General features: G+C 41.1%; 13 protein-coding genes. 10 read left to right on the plus strand and 3 right to left on the minus strand.

Annotated features, from left to right (window positions below):
• Nucleotides 1-37: 37 nt before the first annotated feature.
• Complete coding sequence (locus tag AC1EU0_RS03685; RefSeq protein ID WP_480300583.1) at nucleotides 38-1108, plus strand: porin; 1071 nt, start codon at nucleotides 38-40, stop codon at nucleotides 1106-1108.
• A gap of 41 nt (nucleotides 1109-1149) precedes the next feature.
• Here the strand turns inward: AC1EU0_RS03685 and AC1EU0_RS03690 are convergent, their stop codons facing one another.
• Nucleotides 1150-1635 (minus strand): MarR family winged helix-turn-helix transcriptional regulator, encoded by a 486-nt coding sequence (locus tag AC1EU0_RS03690; protein ID WP_480300584.1) that lies wholly within the window; start codon nucleotides 1633-1635, stop codon nucleotides 1150-1152.
• 100 nt (nucleotides 1636-1735) lie between these two features.
• Here AC1EU0_RS03690 and betB point away from each other — a divergent pair, with 100 nt between their 5' ends.
• The 4 genes from betB (at nucleotide 1736) to AC1EU0_RS03710 (ending at nucleotide 6736) form a co-directional block, all read left to right on the plus strand.
• Nucleotides 1736-3199: a betaine-aldehyde dehydrogenase gene (betB, locus tag AC1EU0_RS03695; RefSeq protein ID WP_480300585.1), complete on the plus strand. Its 1464-nt coding sequence runs from the start codon at nucleotides 1736-1738 to the stop codon at nucleotides 3197-3199.
• A 1-nt stretch (nucleotide 3200) separates the two neighbouring features.
• Nucleotides 3201-4862: a choline dehydrogenase gene (betA, locus tag AC1EU0_RS03700; protein WP_480300586.1), complete on the plus strand. Its 1662-nt coding sequence runs from the start codon at nucleotides 3201-3203 to the stop codon at nucleotides 4860-4862.
• A 170-nt stretch (nucleotides 4863-5032) separates the two neighbouring features.
• Nucleotides 5033-6208, plus strand: coding sequence for a BCCT family transporter (locus tag AC1EU0_RS03705; protein WP_480300587.1), 1176 nt, complete (start codon nucleotides 5033-5035; stop codon nucleotides 6206-6208).
• Between the two features lie 147 nt (nucleotides 6209-6355).
• Nucleotides 6356-6736, plus strand: coding sequence for a hypothetical protein (locus AC1EU0_RS03710; RefSeq protein WP_480300588.1), 381 nt, complete (start codon nucleotides 6356-6358; stop codon nucleotides 6734-6736).
• Nucleotides 6737-6788: 52 nt separating this feature from the next.
• Here the strand turns inward: AC1EU0_RS03710 and AC1EU0_RS03715 are convergent, their stop codons facing one another.
• Entirely contained in the window at nucleotides 6789-8804 is a 2016-nt protein-coding gene (locus AC1EU0_RS03715; protein ID WP_480300589.1) for a TonB-dependent copper receptor, read from the minus strand.
• A 377-nt stretch (nucleotides 8805-9181) separates the two neighbouring features.
• Between AC1EU0_RS03715 and AC1EU0_RS03720 the strand changes: the two genes are divergently transcribed.
• From AC1EU0_RS03720 to AC1EU0_RS03740, 5 genes are all read left to right on the plus strand, one after another.
• A complete protein-coding gene (locus tag AC1EU0_RS03720; protein WP_480300590.1) occupies nucleotides 9182-9607 on the plus strand; it encodes a hypothetical protein in 426 nt (141 codons plus the stop codon).
• Nucleotides 9604-9807 carry a helix-turn-helix transcriptional regulator gene (locus tag AC1EU0_RS03725; RefSeq protein ID WP_480300591.1) on the plus strand — a complete coding sequence of 68 codons (204 nt, stop codon included), beginning with the start codon at nucleotides 9604-9606 and terminating at the stop codon, nucleotides 9805-9807. The genes AC1EU0_RS03720 and AC1EU0_RS03725 overlap by 4 nt, the downstream gene beginning before the upstream one ends.
• 111 nt (nucleotides 9808-9918) lie before the next feature.
• Nucleotides 9919-10836, plus strand: coding sequence for a UDP-2,3-diacylglucosamine diphosphatase (locus AC1EU0_RS03730; protein ID WP_480300592.1), 918 nt, complete (start codon nucleotides 9919-9921; stop codon nucleotides 10834-10836).
• Between the two features lie 24 nt (nucleotides 10837-10860).
• Nucleotides 10861-12579 carry a bifunctional ornithine lipid synthase OlsF gene (gene olsF, locus AC1EU0_RS03735; RefSeq protein ID WP_480300593.1) on the plus strand — a complete coding sequence of 573 codons (1719 nt, stop codon included), beginning with the start codon at nucleotides 10861-10863 and terminating at the stop codon, nucleotides 12577-12579.
• A gap of 89 nt (nucleotides 12580-12668) precedes the next feature.
• Nucleotides 12669-13028: a hypothetical protein gene (locus AC1EU0_RS03740; RefSeq protein ID WP_480300594.1), complete on the plus strand. Its 360-nt coding sequence runs from the start codon at nucleotides 12669-12671 to the stop codon at nucleotides 13026-13028.
• 274 nt (nucleotides 13029-13302) lie between these two features.
• Here AC1EU0_RS03740 and AC1EU0_RS03745 read toward each other — a convergent pair whose 3' ends face one another.
• Nucleotides 13303-16020, minus strand: coding sequence for a TonB-dependent receptor plug domain-containing protein (locus AC1EU0_RS03745; protein WP_480300595.1), 2718 nt, complete (start codon nucleotides 16018-16020; stop codon nucleotides 13303-13305).
• Nucleotides 16021-16077 lie beyond the last annotated feature (57 nt).

Raw genomic sequence — 16077 nt, forward strand, 5'->3', positions numbered from 1 at the left:
ATACTTCGCTCTCAAACAATTTCAGTACAAAATAATCATGCTTAAACAAAATAGCAGTTTACTTTTAGGGCTAGCGTTACTTGCCCCTATCGCTCATGCATCTAATAACCTATCTGGCGGCGTTTGGCTTAACTACACCTATTTACCAGACAATAAAACCAACAAGAAAACCAATGGTAGAGTCGGCGATGAAGCTTTCGTGTTATACGCCAATGGTGCCGCAGAAAAAGGTGAAGGCAACTGGTCTTATGCCGCTGAATTTCGTGTAGGTCCGGGTAGTTTCACAGACAAAGCCAATAACTCAACCGGTGATGCAATGGCAATGCATCAAGCATGGGTTGGATTTGACTTTGCAGATCACTACAAAGTTTTAGTGGGTAAAAGCCAAGTGCCTTTTGGTTGGAAAACCGTTAACTTCTGGCCAGGCGATATGCTGCAAGGTGGCTATGGCGACCAAATGGACGTTGGCGCTAAGCTAACATCGGATTTGGACAAGCTGAAATACTCTGCTGCCTATTACCTTGCTGATGATTTTGGTGATAACTCAACTGATACTCTTGACGACAACGGACATTGGGGTAGCAGTAAAACCTATCGAAAAGTGAAAACCGCCGTTGCCGACATCAACTATGAAGTAGCCAAAGGCCACACGATTGGTTTTTCTGCACAAAGCGGTAAGTTACAAGACCTAATTTCACCAAGTAAAGATGTTGATGGTTCACATTCAGCTTGGGTAGTTTACTACAAGGCAGAAATCAATAACTTCTATGCTAATGCTGAGTTCATGCAAACGTCTCGTGACTTGCCAAACGCTTACGTCGCTTCAAAGAAAATTGATCCTAAGGTTGAAAACCGACGCATCGCAGCCGAGTTTGGCTACAAAATGGACAAGTGGAACTTTTACGTAGATGTAATGACTGTTAAGCCAGAAACCAAAGGCAATAACTCTGACTCTGTATACGCGGTAGCGCCTGGTGTGACCTACAACTACGGTCCAGGCTGGGTATATTTAGAGTACTTGAAGCAAGACGGTGATATCGACCGTGATGGCAAAGTGACACACGGTGACTTCGATGCACTCTATCTAACGATCGATTTTTATTTTTAGTCTTAGCTGAAAATAGTATGAATAGGCAATCAGTTGATTGCCTATTTTTTGCTTGAAGCAGGGTCAATGGCACCAACTTCTAATATTGGAGCAGCATCTAAATTCTGTGCATCCATCATACTAGCGATACGTTGCATAGAAGACAGGAGTAATGATTGCTCCCATTCAGCCAATGCTGAGAACTCTTCAATAAAATGATCTTGTAAAGGTTGAGGAGCGGTGTTCAATACTTGTTGCCCTTCTTCAGTAATGAAAAGACCAACACGGCGTTTATCTTCGTTACTGCGTAAACGAAGAACTAAGCCTCTGTTTTCAAGGCGATCTATAATGCTCGTTACGGTTGCAGGGCTTAAATTAACGCCTTGCGCAACTTGGCTGGCAAGAATGCCCTTAACCCGAGCAATTTGCTGTAAAATCACTAATTGTGGCCCAGTAAGGCCAACGGTTTTGTTAAGCGCTTTAGAGTGCAAATCAATTGCTCTAATAACTTTACGTAGCGATGTGAATAGTTCTTCGTGTTTTTCCATGATTTCTTTCTTATAAAGCAATTGGAAAAATTATATCGCTATCAACACAGATCCTTAAAGCACTTTTATTATTTTAAGTTCAACCAGTAAGAAAAATAGAATGACCATGAAGCTATTAAAAAACTTTATCAACGGTAAACACCTTGATAACACAACAGGCGAAACTTTTGACGTTACCAACCCTGCAACAGGCGAGGTGATCTACCAAGTTGAAGTCGCTGATGAATTTATCCAACAAACAGCGATTAAAAGCGCTCAAGCAGGCTTTGAAACTTGGTCAGCCATGACTGGAATGGAGCGAGCTCGCATTCTACACAAAGCCGTAGCCTTGCTTCGTGAGCGCAATGATGACCTGGCTGAGATTGAAGTTAGAGATACAGGTAAACCTTGGCAAGAAGCTTCTGTGGTTGATGTGGTAACAGGTGCAGATTCAATCGAGTTTTTCGCAGGGCTCGCACCATCGATTGAAGGTAACCAACAAGACTTAGGTGGTGATTTTTACTACACCCGCCGTGAACCATTAGGCATTTGTGCTGGTATTGGCGCTTGGAACTACCCTTTACAAATCGCGTGCTGGAAATCAGCCCCTGCTCTGGCTTGCGGTAATGCCATGATCTTCAAACCGTCTGAAGAAACCCCAATGGGCGCAGTTAAACTGGCCGAAATTTTCATTGAAGCTGGCGTGCCTGCTGGTGTGTTTAACGTAGTACATGGTGATGCAAAAGTCGGCCAATGGTTAACCCATTCACAGGACATCGCTAAAGTTTCCTTTACAGGCGAAGTCTCTACGGGTCAAAAAGTAATGCAAGCCGCGGCGAGCACCCTAAAAGACGTCACCATGGAATTAGGTGGTAAATCACCACTTGTCGTATTCAACGATGCCGATATCGACAACGCGGTTTCTGCTGCCATGCTTGGTAATTTCTATACCCAAGGTGAGATTTGTACCAACGGCACACGTGTATTTGTTCAACGTGACATCTACCAGCAATTTGTTGAGCAGCTATTAGAGCGTACCCAAAATAACATTATTGTTGGCGATCCAATGAATCCTGACGTCAACTTCGGTGCCTTGATTTCAAAAGACCATCAGCAAAAAGTGTTGGATTACATTCAACTGGGTCGTGACGAAGGCGCAACATTGCTGTGTGGTGGTAAAGCCGTTAAACCTCAAGGCGTTGAAAATGGGGCTTTTGTCGCACCAACCATCTTTACTGACTGTAATGATGATATGCGTATTGTAAAAGAAGAAATCTTTGGTCCAGTCATGGCCATTTTAGTCTTTGATGACGAAGAAGAAGTCATTGCCCGTGCAAACGATACCAAATTAGGTTTGGCGGCTGGCGTATTTACTCAAGACATTACTCGAGCTCACCGTGTTATTCACCAAATGCAAGCTGGTATTTGTTGGATCAATGCTTATGGAGCATCGCCAGCTGAAATGCCAGTTGGCGGTTACAAGCTTTCAGGTATCGGCCGTGAAAATGGCGTAGAAACCTTGAAACACTATACCCAAGTCAAAGCGGTGTATATGGGTATGAGTAAACTTGAGAGCCCTTTTTAAGATGAGCATAAACTACGATTACATCATTGTTGGTGCAGGCTCTGCTGGGTGTGTGCTGGCAAATCGACTTTCAGAAGACAGCAATAACCAAGTATTGCTCATCGAAACGGGCGGCAGCGATAAAAGCATTTTTATCCAAATGCCCACAGCGCTTTCGATTCCAATGAATACTGAAAAGTATGCATGGCAGTTCGAAACAGTAGCTGAACCTCATCTAGATAACCGAAAAATGCACTGCCCGCGCGGTAAAGTGTTAGGTGGCAGTTCTTCCATCAATGGTATGGTTTATGTCCGTGGTCACGCTCGCGACTTTGATGAGTGGCAGCAGCATGGTGCAACCGACTGGGATTACGCCCATTGTTTACCTTATTTTCAAAAAGCTGAAACATGGGCATTTGGTAGTGATGATTACCGCGGAGATTCAGGCCCTCTTGCCGTCAATAACGGCAATGAAATGAAGAACCCGTTGTACAAAGCTTTTATCAATGCTGGCGTTGAGGCGGGATATTTCGAAACGTCAGACTACAACGGCAAACTTCAAGAAGGCTTTGGCGCCATGCATATGACCATTAAAGATGGCGTACGCTGGTCAACGGCTAACGCTTATTTAAAGCCTGCTCTGCCTCGCCGTAATTTAACGGTTGTGACTCACGCTCAAGTTGAAAAAGTACTGCTTGATGGTAAAAAGGCAGTTGGTGTTCATTATCAACGTCATAATAAGAGCATCGAAGCCTATTCAACTAAAGAAGTGATCCTATCCGCTGGTTCTATTGGTTCTCCGCATATTCTACAACTATCAGGTATTGGTAATAAATCAGTACTTGAAAAGGCAGGAATTGAACTGAAACACGAACTCGATGGCGTTGGTGAGAATCTGCAAGATCACTTAGAGTTCTATTTTCAATTTAAGTGTAAGCAGCCAATCACTCTTAATGGTGAGTTAGATCTTTGGAGTAAATTCAAAATTGGCGCGCGTTGGTTCTTTACCAAAAAAGGACTTGGCTCAACCAATCATTTTGAATCTTGTGGCTTTATTCGCTCTAAAGCTGGTGTTGAATGGCCAGATATGCAATATCACTTCTTACCTGCTGCTATGCGCTATGACGGCCGCAGTGCGTTTGATGGACATGGCTTTCAAGTTCACATTGGTCATAACAAACCCAAAAGCCGTGGACATGTTCATGTGGTAAGTAGCGATCCTAAGGTTCATCCAGAGATCACATTCAACTACCTGCAACACCAAGATGATATTGAAGGCTTCAGGCAATGCGTGCGTCTGACCCGTGAAATCATCAATCAAAATGCATTTGATGAATATCGTGGAGATGAAATCCAGCCCGGAACTCACATTCAGACCGATGAAGAAATCGATGCTTTTGTTCGTAGCTCTGTTGAAAGTGCCTACCACCCAAGCTGCTCATGCAAAATGGGAACGGATGAAATGGCAGTTGTCGATCCAGAAACTAAGGTTCATGGCATTGAAGGGCTACGCGTTGTTGATTCTTCCATCTTCCCAACCATTCCAAACGGCAATCTGAATGCACCAACCATTATGGTGGCAGAAAGAGCAGCTGATTTGATTTTAGGTAACGCAATGCTTCCTAAATCTAACGCTGACGTCGCGATTTCTGATGTTTGGGAGAGTAAACAAAAATCAAGATAAAAATCCTTTTGCTGGGGTTATCACTCCCTCAGTGAAAGCGTACTTGCCATTCTGATGGAATGGCGAGTTGAATCCTGTTTGGATGTTCTATTTGTCCCAGAAATATTAAAAGAAAGCGTTTTGGCACAACTAATCAAGCAGATAACAAAAACTAGAAAAAGGCTTTATTTATGACGACTTGGCTCAGTGCTGGAATCATTTTCACCATCTTAAGTACTCTATTTATCTTATTAAAATGGGGGAATTTACGCTGTACAGGAGTTACCCCTGTTAAGACGTTCACTTTCATTGCAATCTTGTTTACATCAGGCTTGGATGTGGGCTTGATCATGTTCCCACTGACTGAGTTTGGTGGCTATGCTGATGTTGCTGCCAGTCCAGAGTATGCTTTCAGTAATCCGCTTGCCATTGAGTTTGGCTACTGGGGATTTCTAATTTGGGCATTCTACTTTTTAACTTGTTTCTACTTTTGTGTCATTGAACCCAAAGTGAAGTTTTTTGAAATCCCAGTCGTCAAGTGGCTCAACAATATCGTTATTATTGGTACTTGTGCATTCACAGCTCACTTATTGTTAACCAATTTACCTTGGTATTTACCAGAAATGGGTAATGGCGAAACCATTATTCCTACTTTTTATTTAATCGTCTTCGCTGCAATTGCACTCGCTGTTTATTCAAGTACTAGCTTGAAATACGTTCGCTATTTGAGTGTGGGTTCAACGGGACTATTTATCGGTTTAATTGCCATGTTATGGTTCGGTGCATTTGCCAAACAAAATGGTTTAGGAGAGTTTGCATCAACTTTTGGGCTAATAGGAAACTACTTCGCCAATATTGATAAGTTTGTATTCCCACTCAATGACTATCACGAGTTTTACCTGTATTGGTGGTTCGCATGGAGTATTATGATCGGTCAGTTTACCTCACGATTTGTAGGTGGTTTAAAAACATGGCAGGTGTTTGTTGCCATGGTTATCTTCCCATCACTGCCGATCGCAATTTGGTTTACTGTATTGTATTACTACCACTTACATCAAATTGATACTTCAGGTTTTTACAATATCGCCATGGTCTTTGTTGGGGTCACTTTTGTCATTAACTCTCTTGACTCTTTAGTACGTCTTTATACCGATAATTTAGGCTTAACCGTATCTAAACTCGGTAAAGTGAAATACATTGCACTCAATATCGTTGCACTCAGCGCTTTGACTTTATTGTTCAAGTTTAACTTCCTTGAGATCCAATGGATTGGTGCTTTAGTGATTGGTATTTTCTTCAGTTGCTTAGGGTATATTTTTCTCAAGAAATTTAACCAAGTGAAACAAATAAAAACTATCGCCTCGTAAAACATCTCATTGTTGGCAGTGATCATTAATATCATATTCACTGCCAACCTTTCTTGTTTTTAACATATAAGTTATGAACAATAAGTAGTTAATCTTATCACTGGGTTATGCAAAAGTAAGCCTACAACCCATAGTCCAGAATTTACAATGGCTACCCAAGTAACTCTTTCTCCGTTAATTTGGAACTCCTCAGAAAAATCGATTTCAGGCTTTAATCAAGAGCACTCTAACTACATAGCTTCAACTCGCGCGAAAGATTCAGCGAAATGCTTTTTAGGTAACAAATGGTACTATGAAGTAACATTTCAAATGAAGCACCATAATTCTCTGCATGAATTTGAACAAGCGTTTCACATATACTTCCACAGCGATGATTCCCAAACCATCACAAAATTGGCTTTAGCTAGCTCTTTAAGTCACATAACATTAGCTAACCCCAAAATCTGTGTTGCCTTACACAAGGCAATAGACTCTTTTTCTGAACTGTCAGACATGGCGCAAAAAGATACTATAGTAAAAAACCAATAACATCTGTTACTGGCTTTCTATTCGCAATATGCTCTAGAAAAAGTCAGGCTCTCTAGAAGCTATAGTTCAATTTAACCCATGCATTTAAACCAGGTTCATTAACTTGAAATAACGGTTCACTACCTGGAATATCATTACCCGCTGCTGGTCGGCTAATATGCTCGGCATACGTTTTGTCTAATAGATTTTCAATTCCGAAGTTTACGGAGAAAGCATCACTCGCTTTCCAACCACCAAATATTGCTAGCGTACCAAAGCCTTTACTCTTAGCTAAATCACGTCCTGAGATATTACCATCACCAATCGCTACACGGTTTTGAGCGGCCACTAAACGCCACAGTAAACCAAACGACCACTCGTCTTTGCTGTAATCGAGTGCTATTTTTCCCTCTAATGGTGATACTTGTCCAAGCGGTTTATCATCGGTATCGTTTTGACCATGACTATAACTAACTGTCACTTGTGTTGAGATTGAGTCGGTAATTGGTGACTTAACCCCAATTTCACCGCCAAAAATAGTGGCGTCTACATTACGAGCAACATACTTATCATTTATTGCGATGTAGTCATCGACCTTACCAAAATACAATGAAGTTGAAATCGTCATTTCATCATCGTAAATCCAGCCGATATCCAATTGAGTGGTTTTTTCTGACTCTAAATCGAATGCTTTACCTGGACCATTATGATTCTTTTTCATGATCTCCCAGTAATCAGGAATTCGGTTTGAGTGACCGACACCCGCATAGTATTGATGATCACCTTTTACGATTTCATATCGAGTAAAGCCACTGAATAAGTTGTCAGTACGCTTTCCCTTTTGAGCCACAAATAGTTCAGTCTTCCAGCTATCCAGACGAACACCAGACACTAAGTTACCACCAGCCAATTCATAATTAGACTCAGCAAATATCCCGTAAGTATTGTACTCAGCATTATCATTAAATGGCTTTTGCAACAGATCATCTAAGCTATTTTTTTCATCGTTTGGTCTCACTACGCGCCCTTCATGTTTACTCAACATGAAATCAACACCTGTCACCAGACTAAAGTTTTCAGCTAGCGATAAATCAAACCAAGCATGACCACCTTGTGTAGCACGACGGACATTGATCCCTAAGCCTTTGCCTTTATCAAATTGATCCATAATGTGATTGGTGCGATTGGCATAGACTTGGAATTCAAAACTGTCGAACACTTTGCCGTTGACATCATGCTGGATTAACAAGTTGGTGCTTTTGTTTTCAATCACTCGACCTTTATTGGCTCTATCCGCATATTCCGCACTGCCATCAGAGTGAGCGTAAGAAAGTTCGGCAACAGTATCTTCTGAAGGTGTCCAACCTAACGCAATTTTGGAATTACTTCTGTCATATTTAGATTGAATTTTGTTTCCGCTACCATCTTTATAGTGGTCACTTTGAGAGCGGTTTAGTTCAAAGTCTACATAACCCGTTTTATTTCCACCACGGAACTCGGCAAGGTAATCTTCTCTCGCAAAACTAGCGCCAGTAGCACTCACACGCCCTTCTGTCGTAGGTTCGGTAAAGCCGATATGATCTTTTTCAAATAATACGGTTCCAGCGGATCCTACTGGACCATATTTGACGGTCTGTGGCCCTTTAATGACTTCAATACTGTCATAAGATTCTGGATAAACATAAGCGGTTGGCGGATCCATTCGACCACCACAAGTCCCGTATGTATGTTGACCATCATCAATAATATTAATACGAGACCCACCTAAACCTCGCAAAGATGGTTCACCACCTGCCCCACCTTTCCGGCCAATACTAAAACCAGCAATCGTTTTTAAATATCCAGCACCATCGTATGCTGGTAAAGGCAACCTTGGCTGTTTTGGATTAGTTGATACTGTGGTGGGTTGTTGCATGTACTCACCTGTCACCACAATATGTTCAATGTCTTCTGTCTTGGCAACATGATGTTTTGAAGCAATAGCATTTTTAGCTTTTTGATCTTGTTCGAGTAATTCAGCTTCTTCTGCAAATGCAGAGTTGGAAAGAGCAGCACTAATAGCGAATGAGAGAGTTAGAATTTTTTTCATTGAACTACATCCAAGTAACTTCTAGAGACTTGATTTTCGCAGAACAAAAACGGCCTAACAAAAGCAATTATCAAAAGTGCGACAAAATGCCACACCACCAATATAATCAACAGCTTACACGCAATCAAAACAACAATATAATGGTCACAATAACAATGATAAGAGTGTCAAATAAACAGCGTTAACCCTGTGATTTTATGTCAATAATAAAAAGCAGATCGACCTCTAAAAATACACATTATTAACCTAGCTTAATTTGCATTAGAGTTAACCAGTCAAGAGTAAAGTAAGCTTTACTTTTTGCATGTTCTATTTGACACGGGCTATTTTTCAACCTAAAGTAAAACACACTTTACATTAAGACAAGGAAGCTAATCATGAAAAAGATATTGAATGCCATCGCATGCGGAAGTTTACCCAAAAGAGATATTAGAAATGCCAATATCGTTAACCTGTGGGGAGTTGCTTGGGCATTGAGCTTTTGGCTAGTCATTGCCTCAATTGATAATCAATGGATTTCTTCAACATTTGAAATCATCATCGCTTTACTTGCGAACACAGCAGTTGGCATCACTATGGTGTTTTCTTATAAACGTATGCTTAATGATCTCGACGAAATGGAAAAGAAAATCCAACTCGATGCATTGGCTGCTGCCGTTGGATGTACCATTATAGTGTTTGCTGCAGGTTCTATTTTGGAAAAAGCAGAATTACTCAACGAGATGAAAATCTCTTATATCATGATGACTATTTCACTCACTTATGTAATTAGTTTGATTGCAGGGAGAGTACGTTACGCATGAAAAATCGATTAAAAGTATTGCGAGCGGAACGAGACTGGACCCAAGCCGATTTAGCCGAGAAATTGGAAGTGTCTCGGCAAACCATCAATGCTATCGAAAAAGGCAAGTATGATCCCAGCCTACCTTTAGCCTTTAAACTGGCTAAGATATTCGAAGTGAACATTGAGTCTATTTTCGAGTATTCAGAATCCAATAATTAAAATCCTGCTCCTTGAATCTGTCATAAATTGGTCACAAAACGTTCATTTGAATTTCAATTTGGGTTACTAGGCTTAACTTGAGCTTGTAGCCCAACTTTGAAAGGAACTGTAATGGCTTCGGTAAATACGCCTAATGGGCAGCCAATTCACAATACGCTTCACTCTGTACCACCCATTTCCACCGCACCACAACGCTATCATGCTCTCTGGCTTTCAGACATTCACCTCGGTTGTAAAGACTGTAAGGCTGAATTTCTGATACAACTGCTGGACAATGTGATTTGCGATAAGCTGTTTTTAGTGGGTGATATTATTGACTTCTGGGCACTAAAAAATCGAATTCACTGGCCCGACGCCCATCATAAAGTACTCCAGAAAATCATTGCCATTGCACAGACTCAAACTCAAGTGGTGTTCATTCCCGGCAACCATGATGAGTTACTTAAAAGCTACCACTATTTCAATTTCTGTAATATTGAGATTCAGCCAGAATGCCTACACACCACGATTTCAGGTAAAAAGCTCTTAATGCTGCATGGTGACCAATTTGATTCTCAAGTGTGCATCTCTCGCTACTACGCCAAACTTGGTGATCATCTTTATGACTTTATTCTATTTTTAAATCGAAGTTTGCATGCCATTCGTAAAAGGTTTGGTCATTCCTACTGGTCGTTAGCCAGTTATATCAAACGCCGTGTTAGCAAAGCGCAACAAGCCATCGCACGCTACAAGTTTGCAGCCATCAGCCATGCTAAAGCTCACAATGTTGATGCCATTTTTTGCGGCCATATTCATCAACCAGAGTTGACTGAAGAATCAAATATTATTTATGGTAATCAAGGGGATTGGATAGAAAACTGTACTTTATTGGTCGAAACAGAAGCAGGTGAACTACAGTTATTACAATGGGATGAAGCCTACAATAATACACGAGTTTTGAAGTCTATCGAATCTCCTGTAGAGCAATTAACCCCAGAGTCTACACCGCACAAGAAACAACCAAAAACGCCCAAAACCAAAGTAGCTTAACTCTTAATTTGAGATGATATTACAATGATTTTTACCGTCGATAACGTTGTAAAAGAAAACTTACCTAACATCGAAAACAAGCCTTGGTTAGCGAAACCCACCAAAGCCATGTTGCGTTATTTGCTCAATGAAAAACAGTGCAACGACATCGCGATGGAGCACGCTCACCTTTCTGGAGTGGATTTTGTTGAAAAAGTGCTGGAAAGCTTTAACTTCAGTTACTCTGTAAAAAGTGACGAAGTTGAAAATATCCCGTGTGAAGGCCGTGTTGTTATTTTTGCTAATCACCCTATCGGCTCACTTGATGCTTTAGCGATGATAAAACTTATCAGTGAAGTCCGCAGTGACATCAAAGTAGTGGCGAATGAGCTATTGATGGCATTAACCCCCATGCATGACATTTTATTGCCGGTTCGTAATATGACGGGGGGAACGCCAAAACAGAATTTAGAGAATATTCACCAACATTTAAAAAACGAAGGAGCCTTACTTATCTTCCCTTCTGGCGAAGTATCTCGATTACGTCCTCAAGGCATCAGAGATACGACTTGGCAAACGGGTTTCTTAAAAATGGCCAGCGCCTGTGATGCTCCTCTACTGCCTATGTTTGCCGATGCTAAAAATTCAGCCGCATTTTATGGCGCCTCAATGATTTACAAGCCATTAGCCACACTGCTGTTGGTTAAAGAAATGTTCAAGCAAGCTAAAAAAACCATGCCTGTGCGTATAGGGGAATTAATCCCAAGTTCAGCTATTACCAATAATGACTTTCCTTTGAAAGTGAAGGTCAAGCTGCTCAAAAATCATTTATATCGAATTGCCAAGAACCGCTCTGGATTATTTACCACTCAAAGCCCAATTGCTCACCCAGTCTCTCGCTCTGAATTACAACAAGCGCTGCTCAAATGTGATCTACTTGGCGAAACCGTTGATGGTAAACAAATCTATCTCTATCAACATAAAGAATCAAATCCAATCATGCGTGAAATTGGGCGCTTACGCGAAGTGGCCTTTCGCGCTGTTGGCGAAGGCACTGGGCAAAGACGAGACACAGATAAATACGATTCATATTATCTGCATCTGGTTTTGTGGGATCAAAATGATTTAGAAATTGTAGGAGCTTACCGTTTTGCACCAGTCAAACAAGTGCATAATGAATATGGCTCACAAGCTTTGTATAGTCAGTCGTTATTCCAATACACGGAAGCTTTTAACACCTACTTTGAACAAGGCTTAGAGCTTGGTCGCAGCTTTGTACAACCTAAATACTGGGGCAAACGCAGTCTCGAATACCTGTGGTACGGCATTGGTGCTTTCATTGCTAAAAATCCACAATATCGCTATCTGTTTGGTCCAGTGACCATATCTGGTGAGCTGCCACAAAACGCCAAAGAAATGCTGGTTCATTTTTATCAAAACCAATTCAAGACCTCTGAACCTTTCGCATACTCAAATCAACCTTTCGTTATTGGAGATCAACGCCAAAAGCAATTAGATGCTTTGTATGATTTCGAGTCTGCTGACAGCTATTCATCTAACTTTAAAGTATTAAAGCATTCTCTTGCTGAACTAGGGGTTGCCATTCCGACTTTATATAAACAATACAGTGAGCTATGTGAAGCCGATGGCGTGAAGTTTTTAGACTTTGGCGTCGATGATGATTTTGGTTTCTGCATTGATGGCGTGGTACTAGTAGATATAGATAAATTAAAGCCAAAGAAAAGAAGTAAGTACATAGGTTAACATCTCTTAATCTTAAATTTATCAAAAGCTAACTTTTAGCATTCTGGATTTTGCTAGTCTGGTTAATTTCTAAATGAAGAGAATGCTAAATGAAGCCATCACATTTATTGTTAGGTCTGACTTTCTTAATGCCGATCCAAGTCTTTGCTCATACAACTGCTTTAGGCAAAGAAACAGTCAGAGGAATCTGTATAATGGCGAGCAAAGAGTTGCTTTCTAAGAACATTATGCCGAATGCTGCTGTTACCTGTTACAGTAAGCTCTTTCCACAAAAAACCTATTTCAATATCCAAGATATGTTTAAAGACGGTTGGGAGCCTGTTTCTGTGGGCGTAGGACAAGGTGAAGCCGCCACGGCTTATGATAATACACCCTATCAAGATCCTGCACAGATCAGTTCTGATACGATGCAATCGCTCGGAATTGTAGTCGAAAAGACGGTAAATTAAGGACTTCTTCGACTGGTTATCTAGAGGCCGTATATGATCTCTAGGGCACTAACTGCTTTCATAAGTAAGAGAGGTCAACCTCATAACGGAAGAAAAATATACTAGTTACTCAGTATCGTTGCTAATGCTATATATTCAGATTTTGACTCAAGGTTTTCATCTAACTTTAGAAATAATTCTAAGTGCTCATAAGGATAACGTCTCTCTCGAAAACAAAAAAGCCAGCGAGAGCTGGCCAAAGGTTACAACATACTACTCAGGAGAAGCGTTATTATTAGAAAGACTGCCTAAATGAAACCCAGTATGAGCGACCTCGGATATCATACAAATTGCCTTCATATCCACCATTAGAATTAAACGCAGGCTCTTCATCTGATATGTTATTTATACCTACAGAGATTCGGTTATTCCATGGTAAATCGTAACTGTAAGTCAAGTTATGATATAGCACTGAATCAATTTCAAACCATCGATCATCATCTGTTTTAGTATAGCCTCTTTGCTTATCAATATAATTCCCATAATAAGTTACAGAGTGCTCATCCAAGTTATAATTCAGAGTGATATTTATACGATCGTCTGGCGTTCCATCTCGTCCAGCAATATCCTTATCTAAAATCTGAACACCACCATCAGAAAACGTTCTTCGATACTTTAAATAATGAGTCCAGCCAATATCCACCCCAAAATCACCTATATCGGTTTCAAAATCAGCTGTAAAATTAAAATTGAGACCTGCACGCTCATTTAAACCTACATTGACGAACTCACTAACCACATGATCAATACGACCATTGCCTTTTCGTGTAACTGAAGTTCCGGGATATACAGTAGCGACTGGTGGGCATGCATTACCTAATTTTTTAGCTTCTTCACAAAGTTTTGCTTGCGTTTCAACTATCTCACTAGCATTAAGAGTTGTAATTAAATCTTCTGTATCCAATGTCCAATAGTCGAGGGTTAGACCTATTTCCTCACTCACATTCCAAGCCAAACCAAAGTTAAATGATGTTGAAGTTTCAGGTTTTAAATCTTTGTTACCCCCTGTACGAACTGGCGCATTTTCTTCTCTATCACAGCTATCAATTGGATCTCCGTTATCCAAGCAAGCAAGATAATTAGTTATATCATGATAACCTTCGGATGTTCCTTGATAAAGATTCGATAATGTCGGCGCTCTAAACCCTTTACCCCATGAGGTACGTATACCTAGTGAATCCAGCACTTGATAACGAACAGAAATCTGAGGGTTAAAGGTACTGCCAAAGTCCGAATAGTTATCATATCGACCAGCTAAATTGACCTCTAAGTCTTCAAGTAACGGCAAAGAGAATTCAAAGGAAGCCGCAGTGACATCACGCTCACCTTTGCCACCACTGCCTCCGTTGCCACCCGCAATTTTTCCTGCTTCAGCTAACGCATCCACTTTGGAGTCTAGAGATTCTTCTCGGTAATTAGCCCCAATATAAGCTTGAGCTTCACCACCAGGTAAATCGAACAAGCTAAAGGAGACACCACCGCTCAAATCTATATAGGTCGCCGTCATGCGCTTATCGTAATTGGCAGACGCACCAGCAGGCATTGGTGAATTAGGATCACGAGGATCCCAACCAACAAAGTCACCAGCACCATTGTTTGCATCATCGTCCCACTTACCCACTAAGTCAGTTGAAGCACCTCTAAGCAGATAACCTGTTCCCCATGTAAAATTCGTGTACTTGTTATAGTTCAACGATAAATCCCAATCCAGTGAATCGGTTGAGCCTTCTAGCCCAAATAAAAAGTCATAAATGCTATCGTGATGCTCTGCTACGCGGTTACCAGCAGTGTCGAATCTAAACCGCATTCCTGCATCGGGATCAGCTTTGAGTTCTCTTAACTTTATGCCTTCTGGAGTCGTATAAGCAGGAAGACCTTGGGGAATACTAATTCCTGCAGGTACCGGTGCCGAAACATCTAAGGTTTTATTTTTTGCCCAATAGGCACGAGCAGTAAATTCAACGTCTTTAAAAATATCATAGGTATAGTGAACCAATGTGTTACTTCTTCGTTGCCCCACTGAAGTGGCTGCTTGTCTGGTATAATCGTAAGCACATAAGGTATCTCCAGGGTAATTGCTATCATCTAGCACCCCGACAAAATCATCACCATAGACATCGCTACAAGTTTTATCAGTATTTTCAAACGGGTGTGACCAAACCCAGCCACCAGCGGCACCTTGTGTTATTACACGACCTGTTGGACTTAAGTTAGCCCAACCTTGGAAGTCCTTAGCATCACCTCCGTCTTTTATGAATGGACTCGTATATTTACGGTCTTTTTGAAGAATGGTGTCCAATTCATAGTGTTCAATAGTAAACACTAACTGACCTCTATCTGAATTTAAACCACCAGTGAATGCAAGACGATTTGAATCTGCTCCCTCTTGAGAAGGTCTAGTCATACTGGCGTCAAACTGAATCCCTTCGAAATCTTTTTTAAGAATTATGTTTATTACACCCGCGATTGCATCGGTACCATAAATGGCTGATGCACCATCTGAAAGTATTTCAACACGCTCCACGGCTGACATTGGGATCGTATTCAAGTTTGAAGCGCCACCGTTCAGTACAGGGGATTTCGCCATCCTCTTGCCATCAAGTAAAACCAGTGTATGAAATGATGAACTGCCCTTTAACTGAACTGTTGCCTGAGAGCCCCAACCATTATTTGAGCCGCCCCCCCAAGAACCAAACGAATTCAAGTTGGAGGCGCGCAGTGCATCACCAACTGTTTTAAAACCCTCCCGTTGAATTTCTTCAGCTGTGATTGTTGTAATTGGTACTGCACCATCCAGATCAATACGCTTAATTCGAGAACCAGTCACACTGATACGTTCGACTTCTTTATCAGCATCAGAGCTACTAGGATCAGTTTCCGCAGCGTAAGTTGGATTGAGAAAAGCGGCACTACAAGCCAGTGCGATTATTGATTGGTTAAATGTAGGTTTCATTGTTGTATCCCGTCCTTATAACTTTATTTTTTGAAGTTATTTCCGTCAGAGCTACAA

The sequence above is a fragment of the Parashewanella sp. 2210YD4-3 genome (assembly GCF_056591735.1).

Bases quoted from the DNA above. Each gene is read 5' to 3' on its own strand.
- AC1EU0_RS03730 (WP_480300592.1), top strand. From the start codon at position 9,919: ATGGCTTCGGTAAATACGCCTAATGGGCAGCCAATTCACAATACGCTT.
- AC1EU0_RS03725 (WP_480300591.1), top strand. From the start codon at position 9,604: ATGAAAAATCGATTAAAAGTATTGCGAGCGGAACGAGACTGGACCCAA.
- betB (WP_480300585.1), top strand. From the start codon at position 1,736: ATGACCATGAAGCTATTAAAAAACTTTATCAACGGTAAACACCTTGAT.
- AC1EU0_RS03715 (WP_480300589.1), bottom strand. From the start codon at position 8,804: ATGAAAAAAATTCTAACTCTCTCATTCGCTATTAGTGCTGCTCTTTCC.
- AC1EU0_RS03745 (WP_480300595.1), bottom strand. From the start codon at position 16,020: ATGAAACCTACATTTAACCAATCAATAATCGCACTGGCTTGTAGTGCC.
- olsF (WP_480300593.1), top strand. From the start codon at position 10,861: ATGATTTTTACCGTCGATAACGTTGTAAAAGAAAACTTACCTAACATC.
- AC1EU0_RS03740 (WP_480300594.1), top strand. From the start codon at position 12,669: ATGAAGCCATCACATTTATTGTTAGGTCTGACTTTCTTAATGCCGATC.
- AC1EU0_RS03720 (WP_480300590.1), top strand. From the start codon at position 9,182: ATGAAAAAGATATTGAATGCCATCGCATGCGGAAGTTTACCCAAAAGA.
- AC1EU0_RS03685 (WP_480300583.1), top strand. From the start codon at position 38: ATGCTTAAACAAAATAGCAGTTTACTTTTAGGGCTAGCGTTACTTGCC.
- AC1EU0_RS03710 (WP_480300588.1), top strand. From the start codon at position 6,356: ATGGCTACCCAAGTAACTCTTTCTCCGTTAATTTGGAACTCCTCAGAA.
- AC1EU0_RS03705 (WP_480300587.1), top strand. From the start codon at position 5,033: ATGACGACTTGGCTCAGTGCTGGAATCATTTTCACCATCTTAAGTACT.
- AC1EU0_RS03690 (WP_480300584.1), bottom strand. From the start codon at position 1,635: ATGGAAAAACACGAAGAACTATTCACATCGCTACGTAAAGTTATTAGA.
- betA (WP_480300586.1), top strand. From the start codon at position 3,201: ATGAGCATAAACTACGATTACATCATTGTTGGTGCAGGCTCTGCTGGG.